At 64.1% G+C, this 13338-nt stretch carries 10 protein-coding genes; 9 read left to right on the top strand and 1 reads right to left on the bottom strand.

The genetic code is table 11. The features are described from left to right. Window position 1: 1 nt before the first annotated feature. The 8 genes from ACNAOU_RS14940 to ACNAOU_RS14905 all read left to right on the top strand — a co-directional run bounded on the left by ACNAOU_RS14940 (window position 2) and on the right by ACNAOU_RS14905 (window position 10595). On the top strand, window positions 2-790 hold the full coding sequence (locus ACNAOU_RS14940; protein ID WP_082499719.1) for an SDR family oxidoreductase: 789 nt from the start codon (window positions 2-4) through the stop codon (window positions 788-790). A gap of 96 nt (window positions 791-886) precedes the next feature. After that, window positions 887-2011, top strand: coding sequence for a Gfo/Idh/MocA family protein (locus tag ACNAOU_RS14935; protein WP_422757154.1), 1125 nt, complete (start codon window positions 887-889; stop codon window positions 2009-2011). A 9-nt stretch (window positions 2012-2020) separates the two neighbouring features. Next, complete coding sequence (locus ACNAOU_RS14930) at window positions 2021-4090, top strand: FAD-dependent oxidoreductase (RefSeq protein ID WP_422757153.1); 2070 nt, start codon at window positions 2021-2023, stop codon at window positions 4088-4090. Next, complete coding sequence (locus ACNAOU_RS14925) at window positions 4087-4956, top strand: sugar phosphate isomerase/epimerase family protein (RefSeq protein WP_422757152.1); 870 nt, start codon at window positions 4087-4089, stop codon at window positions 4954-4956. Before ACNAOU_RS14930 ends, ACNAOU_RS14925 begins: the two co-directional genes overlap by 4 nt. After that, window positions 4953-5792 (top strand): aldo/keto reductase, encoded by an 840-nt coding sequence (locus tag ACNAOU_RS14920; protein WP_422757151.1) that lies wholly within the window; start codon window positions 4953-4955, stop codon window positions 5790-5792. The genes ACNAOU_RS14925 and ACNAOU_RS14920 overlap by 4 nt, the downstream gene beginning before the upstream one ends. Before the next feature lie 13 nt (window positions 5793-5805). Beyond that, window positions 5806-7644 carry an FAD-dependent oxidoreductase gene (locus ACNAOU_RS14915; protein ID WP_422757150.1) on the top strand — a complete coding sequence of 613 codons (1839 nt, stop codon included), beginning with the start codon at window positions 5806-5808 and terminating at the stop codon, window positions 7642-7644. 110 nt (window positions 7645-7754) lie between these two features. Next, a complete protein-coding gene (gene mnmA / locus ACNAOU_RS14910) occupies window positions 7755-8876 on the top strand; it encodes a tRNA 2-thiouridine(34) synthase MnmA (RefSeq protein WP_229778574.1) in 1122 nt (373 codons plus the stop codon). Window positions 8877-8969: 93 nt separating this feature from the next. Next, window positions 8970-10595, top strand: coding sequence for a hypothetical protein (locus ACNAOU_RS14905; protein WP_146230279.1), 1626 nt, complete (start codon window positions 8970-8972; stop codon window positions 10593-10595). A gap of 39 nt (window positions 10596-10634) precedes the next feature. Here ACNAOU_RS14905 and ACNAOU_RS14900 read toward each other — a convergent pair whose 3' ends face one another. Beyond that, on the bottom strand, window positions 10635-11441 hold the full coding sequence (locus tag ACNAOU_RS14900) for a caspase family protein (RefSeq protein ID WP_229778548.1): 807 nt from the start codon (window positions 11439-11441) through the stop codon (window positions 10635-10637). Between the two features lie 267 nt (window positions 11442-11708). Here ACNAOU_RS14900 and ACNAOU_RS14895 point away from each other — a divergent pair, with 267 nt between their 5' ends. Next, window positions 11709-13337 (top strand): ABC transporter substrate-binding protein, encoded by a 1629-nt coding sequence (locus ACNAOU_RS14895; RefSeq protein ID WP_026266945.1) that lies wholly within the window; start codon window positions 11709-11711, stop codon window positions 13335-13337. Window position 13338 lies beyond the last annotated feature (1 nt).

Below are 13338 nucleotides of genomic sequence, written 5' to 3'. Positions count from 1 at the left end.
CATGGGTTACCGTGCGCCAACCACTATCGCCGAGTCCCGCTGCCTGGTCATCGGGGCCGCCAGCGGAATCGGGCTGGCGACGGCTGAACGCCTCAGGTCTTCCGGCGCCACAGTCATGGGTGCGGACCTGCCATCGCCCACCTGGCCTGCCGGAGCAAGGACCTCGTCACCTGCAAGCACCTCGTCACCTGCAAGCACCTTGTCACCTGTAGGGGATGTCGCCGTGGACGTCACAGACCCGGCATCGGTTGCCGCCGCGGTCTCCGCGGCGGTGCTGGGCATGGGAGGCCTCGATGCCGTGGTCAACTGCGCCGGGATCCTCGGCCCCGTTGCCCCGGCAGCCGCAACATCTGTCGAGGACTTCGAACGCATCATGCGGATCAACCTGACGGGCGCCTTCATTGTCTCCAAGGCCGTGTTGCCCGGTATGGCCCAGGCAGGATACGGCCGGTTGCTCCATATCTCCTCGACGGCGGGCAAGGAAGGCGTTGTCAACATGCCGGCGTACTCCGCCAGCAAGGCGGGGATCCTGGGCCTGGTTAAGTCACTGTCCAAGGAGTTTGCCCTGTCCGGCATCACCGTCAATGCGCTCGCTCCGGGCAATGTGGTGACCCCGCTGTTCGCCGAAGTGCCGGCAGAACAGCAGGCGGCGCAGGCTGCCAAGATCCCCATGGGCAGGTTCGGAACTCCTGCCGAAGCGGCTGCCCTCATCGAATTCGCCGTGTCGCCCGCGGCGTCCTACACCACCGGCTTCGTCTTCGATCTGTCCGGCGGTCGGGCAAGCTACTGACCCAGCCCTACTGACCCAGCCCTACTGACCCCGTCGCACGCCTCCGGCTGGAGCGCACCACGAACTCCGGCCAGTACCAGAAAGTTAGCCCCGCTGATGACCACACCATCACCTCTTACCGCCGAACCCCTGCGCATCGGAATCGCAGGATGCGGCGCAATCTCACGCAACCACTTGGAAGCCTTCAACGCCCTTGCAGACGCCGTCATAGTCGGCGTCTGCGACGTGGACCTCCAGCGCGCCCGGGACACTGCCAAAGCTTGGGGAATCCCAGCCGCAGTGCACAGTGTTCCGGAGCTCCTCGGTCTCGGGGTGGACGTTATCTCGGTGTGCACGCCGCACCCCACCCACGAGGAAGTGGTGCTCCAGGCCGCTGCCGCGGGAGTCCACGTGCTCTGCGAGAAGCCCATATCCACGGACCTGGCCTCAGCGGAACGCATGGTCAAAGCCTGCGACGACGCCGGCGTCAGGCTCGGAGTCCTCTTCCAACGACGCTTCTGGCCGGCCGCGCAACGCATCCGCGCAGCGATCGACGACGGCACCCTTGGCCGGCCCATCATGGGCCGTTGTTCTGTGATGCTTCACCGCGAGCCTGAGTACTACTCCCGGGACGCCTGGCGCGGGACCTGGGCCAGCGACGGTGGCGGGGTGCTGATGACCCAGGCCATCCACTACATCGACCTCATGCAGTGGTTCATGGGAGAAGTGGCCGAGGTCTACGGCAAGATCAACACCTTCAAACACAGCGGCCACATCGAAGTGGAAGATTCCGCGACTGCGGTCATCACGTTCGCTTCCGGGGCCATCGCCACCCTGGAAGCTTCGACGGCGGTGTCCCCGAGCCTGGGCGTCCAGATCCGGATCACAGGAGAAACCGGAGCTTCGGCTTCCCTGACTGAATTCCCGGAAGGCAGCGACGGACGGGTGGACCTGTGGGCCGCGGCCGGGACGATCTCCTCCGAACCCGTCTTCCCGAGCGGGGTTGACCCGAACGTCAGCCTGGCTACGATCAACGGCCAGCTGATCCCACACCACACCGCCCAGGTCCGCGACTTTGTCCGGGCACTCCGGAACGGCTACGACCCGGCAATCACCGGCCGGGATGCGACGAAAGCACTGAGGATACTGCTGGCGGTCTACGAATCATCGCGCACGGGAGTCCCCGTCCGCTTCGACCACGCGCCTGCAGGCACACGAGCACCCGCAGAACTTGCAGGCTAAGGAACACCCATGGAACAAACAACACGCTATTCAGCCCGCCCCCTGGCACTTGGCCGCAACGGCCGCACCCCGAAAATCCTCCGGAACCGCCTGGCCTCCGCGCCCATGGAACGCAACTACGGCACCACTGACGGGCGGATCACCGATCAGTACATCGATTACCTCGTGACCCGGGCAAGGGCCGGACTCGGCATGGTGACTACCGAAGCGACATACGTTCGCGCGGACGGAAAGGGCCGAACCCACCAGCTCGGACTGCACAGCGACGCCATGATCCCGGACCTGCGGAGGCTCACTGACGCATTGCACGCCGAAGGTGCGCTCGCCGCCGTCGAACTCAACCACGGTGGGCGAACCGCGCAGGCTGCGGTCTCGGGGCATAAGAACCTTGCCCCTTCACCGGTAGCGTGCGAAGTTGCAGGTGGCGAGGTTCCCCGTGAACTCACTGTCGAGGACTGCCATGAGCTGGTGGAAGCCTACGCGCAGGCCGCACGCCGGGCGGTGGCCGCAGGCTTCGACGTGATCAACATCCACGGCGCCCACGGCTACCTGATCCACCAGTTCATGTCTCCTCTGTCCAACCACCGCACGGACGAGTTCGCGGCTCCGGAGCGGTTCGTGAACCTCGTCATCGACGCCGTGCGGGCAGCCGTCCCGGACACTGTGGTGGGCATGCGCGTCTCCGTCGTGGAGGGACCTGCAGACGGCATCACCGCCGAACAGCAGGTGGCCATCATCGCCAAGGCCCACTTGGAGCATCTGGACTTTCTGGACATCTCCGCCGGGAGCTATGAGGCCGGTGAATGGATCGTGCAGTCCGGGGAGTGGAAGCCGGGAATCCTGGCAGGCTATGCCAAGGCGTACCGGCAGTTTGGTCTTCCTTTGGGCATGGCCGGCCGCTTGAACTCGCCGGCCATTATCGAAGAGGTACTCCGGGACGGCAGCTGCGACTTCGTCAGCCTTGCCCGGGCGATCCATGCCGACCCGGGGTTCGTAGGCGGCGTCCTGCGCGACGAGCGTTACCGGCCCTGCATCGCCTGCAACGTGTGCATCGACAACCTGGGCCTCGGCCAGGTGACCTGCACAGTCAACCCGGCGGTGGGTCGCTCCCGTGTTCCCGTACCGACGCCCTCTGTCCGAGAGGGGTCCCGCGTGGTGGTTGTGGGCGCCGGACCCGCAGGTCTCACTGCCGCGCGCGAACTCGCCGAAGCAGGAGCGAAGGTGACCTTGTTCGACGACGGCGTCCGCCCGGGTGGCCGGTTTGCCCTCGCGGAAAGGATGAAATCCACCCCGGACTTCCACCGCTTCGCTGAATGGTCAGCGAAGGAGAACGCCCGGCTCGGCATCGAGGTCCGCCTGCGTTCGCACGTGGACACTGCGCACCTTGGCGGAGTGGTCCGCGCCACCGCGGCAGACGCCGTCGTACTGGCCACCGGCGGGCTCCGACCCGAGGCGGGCTTCAATGGCGGAGACATGTCCAACGTCCTTGACGTGCGCGACTGGCTCGCCGCCCACCTGGAAGTGCTCGAGGGCGGCACCGAGGACGTAAGCGACGTACCCGAAGCCCTGACGATCTGGGGTGCCGATTCGGTGGCCATGAGTGTGGCGGACACACTGGCAGACCGGGGGGCTGCCGTCCTGTTGATCGGCCCGCAGCAGGCCATCGCCCCCGAGTCGGGGCGCCGCGCCAAAATCCTGGCAGTGCCCCGGCTTGAAGCCAACCCCCGGGTGCGGATCCGCCTCGGCGTCGTCATCGAGGAGTTCGACGGGGGCCGTGTCCGGATCAGCGGACCGGACCTCCCTGCCGGAGGCGAATGGCTCGACGCGCCCGGACCGCTCCTGGTGTCACGGTCCGTCGCTCCCTTGGACAGCACTATTCCCCGAAACATCCGGGACGCAGAGTTGAGCCGCGTCGCCGGAGTGCCTGTGACATTGGCCGGAACCGTCGTGGACCAGACGCCGGCCATTGCCTCCAACGCCGTCAAGAGCGGCTACGACGCGGCCCAGCGGATCGCCTTCCTGCTCGCTGCAGACGCAGCCGCCACCAACGAACTGACACTGAACGGAACAAAGCGATGACCCGAAACGTGCACAGGCCGATCGGCCTGGCCCAGTTGTCCCTGCTTCACACCCCGCCTCCTGCCTTGGTGGACGTTGCCGCCGTGGCGGGTTTCGATTTCGTTGGACTCCGGGTCCGCCCCGTGACACCGACTGAAAGCCCCTACGACCTTCAGCCGGGGTCGCGGATGCTGCGCGAAACGTTGTCGCGGATGAAAGACACGGGCGTGACCGTGCGGGACATCGAGTTCCTTCTGCTCGACGGCACCGACCAACGTGACACGTGGCTGCGCATGATGGAAGCGGCCCAGGCCCTGGAGGCGAGCTCCATCACCGTTGCCGGTGCCGATCCGGACACCGCCCGACTGGTCGGAACACTTGCCCGGATGACAGAGGACGGCCGCGGATTCGGGATCACCCCCACGCTGGAGGCGATCTCCTACCAGCCCGTAGCCTCGATCGCCCAGGCCGCAGACATCGCACGGCAGGCTGGTTGTCGGATCGTGGTGGACACCCTGCACTTCAACCGATACAACGGTCCGGGCACAGCCAGGCAGTGGGACGCGTTGCGCGCCAACGCCGACCTCGTGCCGCTCCTGCAGTTGTGCGATGGGCCGCTTGCCCGACCCGGGACCCGGGATGGACTGGTCACCGAATCCCGCTCGGAGAGGGGCATACCCGGCGAGGGCGAGTTCGACCTCGCGGCCGCGGTTGCAGTATTACCGGCGATTCTTCCGGTCAGTGTGGAGGTACCTTCGGACCGGCGGGTCGCCGAACTCGGGGATGCCGGCTGGGCACGCCTGCTGAGGGCAGGGGTTGACGCCGTGCTGACCCGGGGCTGCAGCCTTCAGCCAAGCGGCTCTCCCGATACGGCAGGTGCAAAATGACCTGCAAGGGCACAGAGACCACGACGACGGAACTCGCCAATGGCGTCCGCGTACCCCTGATCGGCCTGGGAACCTGGCCACTCAGGGGCGAGGACGCCGCCGCGGCAGTGTCCCAGGCCATCAGCAACGGCTACCGGCACATCGACACAGCAGAAAACTACGCCAACGAGTCGGCTGTAGGGGAGGGCATCCGTCGCAGCGGCATCGCCCGGTCGGAGCTGTTCCTCACCACCAAGTTCAACACCCGGTGGCATAGCCGGAGCGGGGTGCGGGAGGCGTTCGACAATTCGGTGCAGCAGCTCGGGACCGAATACCTGGACCTGTTCCTGGTTCACTGGCCCAACCCGGCCCAAGGTCGATACGTCGACGCCTGCGAAGAACTGCAAAACCTCGTCGACGACGGTTCCATCAGGGCCTGGGGTGTTTCCAACTTCAAACCGTCGCACCTGAAGGCTGTCCAGGGGGCAGGCCTGGCAGTTCCGTTGAACCAAGTGCAAGTCGACCCCGAGCACGGCCAACCCGATCAGCTGGCCTACCACCGCGGACACGGGATAGTCACTGCGGCCTACAGTCCGCTGGGACGAAGCGGCGGATTCCTTAGCCACCCGGCAGTCGACGGTCCCGCTAAGGAACTGGGCAAGACTCCAGCCCAGATCGTGCTGCGCTGGCACGTCCAGCACGGCCGGGTAGCGGTACCCAAATCGGCAGACAGCCAACGCCAACAGCAAAACCTGGATGTCTTCAATTTCCGCCTGAACCAGCAGCACATGGCTGCGATCGACGCACTCGAAACCGGCGCGGCGCCCCGCCTGGACTCTGACACCTACTTCCACTGAGAAAGCACTGAACATGAATACACCCCTGGATTCCTCCTCTGCCCTGCCCGCCGTGGACTGCGACGTCCTGGTCATCGGCTCCGGCGCGGGCGGCCTGTCCGCAGCTGTGACCGCCGCCTATCACGGGCTGAAGGTGGTGGTTGTCGAAAAGGCCGACGTCTGTGGCGGCGCTACCTCCTGGTCCGGCGGCTGGGCCTGGACCCCCGGAAATCCCTTGGCAAAATCAGATGGCGTGGTGGAGGACCGCGAACAGTTCCGCACCTACCTGCGCCACCGGCTCGGAAACCACTACCAAGAGGACAGGGTGGAGGCTTTCCTGGAAGCCGTGCCCCACATGGTGGGGTTCTTCCAGGACAAGACAAGCCTGCAGTTCGTACCCGGTACCGAGATCAAAGACATCTACGGCGACACACCAGGAGCGGGCACCGGGCACCGTTCCGTCGGGCCCAAGCCGTTCAACGCACGCAACATCAGGCCCGGGCTCCGCGCGATGATGCGCCACCAGCTCTACGAAACCTCATTCCTTGGAATGGGCGTCATGGCGGGTCCGGATCTGCGCAAATTCCTCTCCGCCTCCCGAGGCAACGTCAAAGGCATCTTCCACGCCGGCTGGCGGGTTGCCTTCCATCTGCTCGATCTTGTTACACACCGGCGGAACATGCAGTTGGTCAACGGAACCGCGCTCACAGGCAGGCTGCTGAAGTCCGCTGATGACCTTGGTGTGGAGATCCGCGTCTCCACGCCGGCCAAACGGCTGGTGACGGATGCCTCGGGAAAGGTGGCGGGCGCCGTCGTCGATTCTCCCCAAGGGGAACTGCAGATCAACGCCTCCCGTGGCGTCGTCCTGGCGGCCGGAGGCTTCCCCAATGACGTCGCCCGCCGCAAGACATTGTTCCCGAAGACGCCCACGGGCCGGGAGCACTGGACACTGGCGCCAAAAGAAACCACCGGCGACGGCATTTCCATGGCACAGGCAGTGGGTGCCCGGTTTGAGACCGACGTTGAGTCGCCGGCCGCTTGGTGTCCTGTCTCCCTGGTCCCATACCTTAATGGACGCACCGGAACGTTCCCGCACATCATGGACCGGGCAAAACCGGGCAGCATCGGCGTCCGACGGGACGGCAAACGATTCGTCAACGAGGCCCAGGGCTACTACGACTACGTCCAGGGCATGTTCAACGCCACTCCTGAAGGTGAACCGGTCGAAGCGTGGCAGATCGCTGATGCAGCGTTCGTGCGAAGGTTCCCGTTGGGGATGGCCAAGCCCCTTCCCGTGCCGCTCTTTCCCTACCTGCGCTCCGGTTACCTGAAGAAAGGCAACACACTCGAGGAGCTGGCTGCGGCATGCGGCATCGATCCGCAAGGACTGGCAGAGACCGTCGCGGCATTCAATGACAACGCCCGCAAGGGCATTGATCCCGATTTCCAACGTGGCAGCAGTGAATTCAACCGCTATGGCGGCGATCCCGGAAACAAGCCCAATCCTTCGCTGCGTGCTTTGGAGAAGGGTCCGTTCTATGCTGTCCGGATTGTCCCCGGTTCGTTCGGTACCTTTGCCGGCCTCGCAGCAGATTCCCGGGCACGCGTCCTTGACACCCATGGCCAACCCATCGGCGGCCTTTATGTCGCGGGTAATGACCAGGCCTCAGTCATGGGCGGCCATTACCCCGCAGGAGGCATTAATCTCGGACCGGCCCTGACTTTCGGGTACATCGCAGGGCGCGATCTCGCTGACGCCACCATCTACGAGGACGACGGCGGCGCTGCCCCTTCGCAGCGACGGAACCTGGCGACGCTGGCCGAAAGAGCCGAAGGATCGGAATCCGAGGGTGGGTCAATCACAAGGATTTAGCTCTGGCGTGGTATCGCACGCTAGAATGGATGGGCGTCCACGGCCGTCAAAAGCCGGACAGGCCGCCACATCCCTTGATCCAGAAAGCCAGCATGCGAGTACTTGCAGCAATGAGCGGCGGAGTGGACTCCGCCGTGGCCGCCGCCCGAGCCGTTGAGGCAGGGCACGACGTCGTGGGGGTCCACCTCGCGTTGTCCCGCATGCCGGGGACCCTTCGCACCGGCAGCCGGGGCTGCTGCACCATTGAGGATTCCCGTGACGCGTGGCGGGCCTGCGACGTCCTGGGAATTCCCTATTATGTGTGGGATTTCTCCGAGCGCTTCAAGGAAGATGTCGTCCAGGACTTCATCGACGAATACGCCGCCGGACGGACGCCGAACCCGTGCATGCGCTGCAACGAGCGCATCAAGTTCGCGGCATTGCTGGAGAAGGCGATCGCCCTTGGTTTCGACGCTGTTTGCACCGGCCACTACGCCAAGGTGATCGAAGACGCTGACGGCAACCGTGAACTCCACCGTGCTGCCGACTGGGCCAAGGACCAGAGCTATGTCCTGGGCGTCCTGACCCATGAGCAGCTGAAGCACTCCATGTTTCCGCTGGCGGACACGCCCTCCAAGGCAGAAGTTCGTGCCGAGGCTGAGCGGCGCGGCCTGTCCGTGGCCAACAAGCCGGACAGCCACGACATCTGCTTTATCTCCGACGGCGACACCCGGGGCTGGTTGGCCGAAAAGATCGAGATGACCACCGGTGACATCGTTGATGAAACCGGGGCCAAGGTCGGCGAGCACCCTGGCGCCAACGCCTTCACCGTCGGGCAGCGCCGCGGGCTGAAGCTGGGCACTCCGGCTGCTGACGGCAAGCCCAGGTTCGTCCTCGAGATCCGTCCCAAGGAAAACAAGGTAGTCGTGGGCCCCGAAGCCCTGCTGGCGATCGACGAGATCCGCGGCATCAAGGTCTCCTGGGCCGGCCTGCCCATCCCGGAGGTCGCCACCGGCGCCAGCTTCGAATGCCACGCCCAGGTCCGTGCCCACGGCGATCCCGTCCCCGCAGTCGCGCACGTGGAAGCCGTCGAGGACGGGTCCGGCGTGGAACGGGCACAGCTCGTCGTCACCCTGACCGACCCCCTGCGTGGCGTGGCTCCCGGCCAGACCGTGGTTCTCTACCAAGGCAGCAGGGTCCTGGGGCAGGCAACCATCGACGCCGCGCGCTCACTTCAGCGGGTAGCCCTCTAAGAGCCATTGCCTCCCGAATGCCCCGACTCCATACTGGGCTAAGCAGCGTTTCCGCTGCGGTGTTTGGGGTCCGCATTCGGGACGGCGATGACTGTGGCATTTCCAAAGAAGAGCCCGGGAGACATCAAAGCCGGGCAGATGGTCTCCTTGACCATCCTTGCTGAGGGGCCGATAGCCCCCGCCGGGGGTGCGCCGCTGACGGCACAGGTACGCATACCGGTTGAACGGTTGCGGCGCGGTCCCACGGGCCACCGCTACGCCATCCATATCCGGAAGTGGCGGGGGACCACCGTATCCCCGGTGAGCCTGACGCAGCCGGGAGATCCTTGGCGTTTGATTTCCGAACCACCGCCGGCCGGCCTGCGCGAGCTCCTGGACGACACCCGCTTCCTGGCCCAGCACGTCTACGGTGTCGCGATGAGCACGCTGGAAATCTTCGAAACCACCCTGGGCAGGCGCATGCCGTGGAACCCCGAAGGGCGTGTGGTGCTCAAAGCCCGTGACCTGGTCACCGCAACAGACACCGGGTACGAGCGGGGCACCAACATCATCCGTTTCGGATCCGTGGACCGGATGGGATACAAAGTCCCGACTGCCCTGTACCGCGACATTGTTGCCCATGAGGTGACACACGCGATCCTGGATGGGTTCAGGCCGGCCTGGGCGGACCAGATGGCCACAATGGAACAGCTGGCCATGCACGAGGCTTTGGCCGACATCGTGGCCATCCTCTCCGTGTTCTCTTCCAAGGAAGTTGTGTACCGGCAGCTCGAAGCCGCGGCAGGAGGTTTCGAAGCGGGCCAGACCGTTGATGACGCAGTGCTGATGCGCTCGCTCTTTGACTTCGCCCGCGATCTCTTTGCCCGTGGGCCACTGCGCGAGCCGTTCGTCGGTGCCGCGCCGGAGGGCTGGCAGTTGCTCCCCGAACCCCACGCGCGGGGTGCTGTCGTGGTGGGTGCGGTGCTCCGGGCCGTCCAGCGCTTATGGTCCGAAAGGAATGCCCGCTACGGCGGGTTCCACAGCCTCCAGCAAAAGGCCGAGTCCGGTTCGATTGTGGCAACCAGGATCCTTCGCATGGTGATCCGGGGCCTGTCCTACATGCCGCCGGTGGATGTTTCCTGGCGCGATCTTCTGCGCGGAATCATAGCCGCCGACCTCGACATGGTTCCTGACGATGTCCATGGATACCGGGAAGCACTCCAAACCGAGTTTTCCGCAATCGGCATCCGCCGGGTTTCGTTGAACAACATCAGCGGGGTTGAGAACTACAGCGGGCTCCGTTACCCGATCCGCCTCTCGGCACTGGGATCAGACCCCCAGGAAGTACAGCGCTTCGTGTGGGAGAACCCGCGGCTCCTGGAGGCCGCCCGTCTCGAGCGGCGCACACCCCTGAGTTCCACCCGGGTCCGGACGTCCGAACGCGTATCGCCGGACGGGTTCATCATTTCCGAGATCGGAGCATCCTTCATCCAGACGGTCCGGATGAGCCGAAGGGAAGCCTATGTCCGCCTTGGGGTGAAGACCGGGCGGGACTTCATTGACGTCCGTGGAGGAGGACTGTTGAGGTTCGACGCCGGTGGCCGCCTCGTCTATGCCGCGCTCAAACCCGTCATGGACAGGGAACGGCAGGGCCAGCTGTTCGGTTCCGACCAGCACCACGAAGCCGAGCAAGCGGCCTCATCCGGGGTGCGCAACAAATTCCACGGCACGGGGGACTAGGCAGGCCGGAACGGCAGGGACCTGATGCGGGAACTGAACTCAAGCTCCCCAGGCCGCTTTGCGCGCAGCCCTCGACGCCTCAAGCTGCGCCACCTGGTCGAAGCCGCCGGCCTTCAATCCCTTGCTCACTTCTTTGAGGAGGTCAGCCCGCCCCAAGCCTCCGTCGCTGCGCAGGGATTTAACGAGGTTGTACGTGAACGCGCCGTTGTACCGGCCTTCCATCAGGGCATCCGCTGCGGTTTGGTCGGATCTGCAGGCTGCCATGAGGACCGGCGTGGACAACTTGGCGGTCTTGACAATATCGCGCAGGGTCCGGGTCTCCAGGTCCTCGTTCGCCATGACGGCCCGGGGCGTTGGTCCAGGCAGGAAGCGCGGGCGACGGCCGGGAATCAGGTCCAGCGACTTCAGCCCGGTACCACTGTGGCAGGTATCAAGCAGCACATCCATCAGGACGCCATCAGGAAGGCGGCCGAACACGGCAGCCAGTTCGTCGTCTGAAATGACCGTTCCGGGGTCCCAGGAGTCACCGGCATCGTTGATGTCGTGGCAGGCAAAGGCCTCATCAAGGCTGTCGTCTTCGTCGCCACCGGTATCCGGAATCTGCGTGCCATGGCTGGAGAAGGTGAACACGATCTGCTGGATGGTGCCCTCGACCGCCGCGTCCACCAGCTTGTTGACCTCCGCCAGAACCATCTTTTTGGTGGCTTTGTCATCTCTCAGAACGGTGACCTGTGATGCTGGGAATCCGTAGCTTTCCTCGAGCAGGCCGGCCAGATCCTCGGCATCGTTGACACAGCCGTGAAGCCAGCTGGACTCCGGAAGGTACTTGAATTTGTTGATCCCCACACAAAGGGCTGCCTTTTCCATGAGCCTGACTTTCGACGTGTGATCCAGCGGTTGAGCACCCGGGATAAACCATATTCCTGTCCCACCTGTCCGGCAATGCTCCCGTAGTGCCTGGGGAAGCTACTGGAAAGTAAATTTTGTGTCTCAAATCACCAAAACGGGGGTTCGCGGGCTTCGAAGTCTGGTTGAATCGAGGCACTAAGAGTGTGCTCCGTCACAAATATCCCACGGCGGAGCATCGAATCCATCGAACAGAAGGTTCACCAGATGGCACTGAACAAGAAGGCCCTGCACGGCGCTATCGCGCTGGCGGGCATCTCCGCATTCGCCTTAACGGCATGCACGGGCCCCTCCGGTGGCGGCTCCTCGTCTGCTCCGGCGGCCGCAGGCCCCATCGCCTACGGCACAACAGACAAAGTCACATCACTGGACCCCGCGGGTTCCTATGACAACGGTTCATTCATGGTGATGAACCAGGTCTACTCCTTCCTCCTGAATTCCAAGCCGGGTGGCGCGGAACCCGTACCGGACCTCGCCGAGTCATCGTCCTTCACGGCCCCTTCCGAGTACACCGTCAAGCTCAAATCCGGGCTCAAGTGGGCCAACGGCCACACATTGGACTCCAAGGACGTGAAGTTCTCCTTCGACCGCCAGGTGGCCATCAATGATCCTGCCGGACCGGCATCGTTGTTGACGAACATCGACAGCGTCAGCGCGCCCGATGCCACCACCGTGGTTTTCAAGCTCAAGAACGCCAACGATCAGACTTTCAGCCAGATACTCAGCAGCCCTGCCGCACCGATCGTCGATGACGAGGTCTTCCCGGCAGACAAGATCCTCTCCGATGACGAGATCATCAAGGCGAACGCGTTCTACGGCCAGTACACCATCGACAGCTACAAGAAGAACGAACTTGTCAGCTTCAAAGCCTTTGCCGATTACAAGGGCGTCCTCGGGAAACCGGCCAATGATGCAGCCACCATCAAGTACTACGCCAGCCCCACCAACCTGAAGCTGGAAATCCAGCAGGGAGCGATCGACGTCGCCTTCCGCAGCCTGAGCGCTACGGACATCGACGATCTCCGCAAGGACTCCAAGGTCAAGGTACTGACGGGTCCGGGTGGCGAGATCCGCTACATCACCTTCAACTTTGACACCATGCCGTTTGGAACCAAGGCAACCGGAGCGGACCCCGCCAAGGCTTTGGCAGTACGCCAGGCCGTGGCCAACCTCGTAGACCGACAGGCCATCGCCGACCAGGTCTACAAGGGCACCTACCTGCCCCTGTACTCCAACGTCCCCAGTGGATTCCTCGGCGCCAACGAGTCGTTCAAGGACGCCTACGGCGATGCCGGCAAGCCCAGCCTGGACAAGGCCAAGAAGGTCCTTACCGATGCTGGAATCACTGACAAGGTGGCATTGAACCTGCAGTACAACCCGGACCACTACGGCGGATCATCCGGTGACGAGTACGCCATGATCAAGGAGCAACTGGAGAAGTCCGGACTGTTCACGGTGAATCTTCAGTCCACTGAATGGGTCACCTACAGCAAGGCAAGCCGTGCCGACGAGTACCCGCTGTTCCAGTTCGGGTGGTTCCCCGACTTCAGCGACGCCGACAATTACCTCACCCCGTTCTTCCCCGACGGCGGATTCCTCAAGAACCACTACAACAACCCCACGGTGAACGACCTCATTGCCAAGCAGCTCACCGAGGCCGACAAGACCAAGCGTGAGGCGGACATCAAGGACGTCCAGAACGCGCTGGCCAAGGACATCTCCACCCTGCCGCTGCTTCAAGGCGCCCAGGTGGCTGTTGTCGGAAGCGGCGTGAACGGCGTCGACAAGACGCTGGATCCTTCCTTCAAGTTCCGTCTCGGAACCGTGTCCAAGTAAC

This window comes from Paenarthrobacter sp. C1, from assembly GCF_049315185.1.
Taxonomy (GTDB): domain Bacteria; phylum Actinomycetota; class Actinomycetes; order Actinomycetales; family Micrococcaceae; genus Arthrobacter; species Arthrobacter nicotinovorans.
The sequence above is the reverse complement of the archived record's forward strand: the minus strand, read 5'-3'. Positions and strand labels throughout refer to the sequence as shown.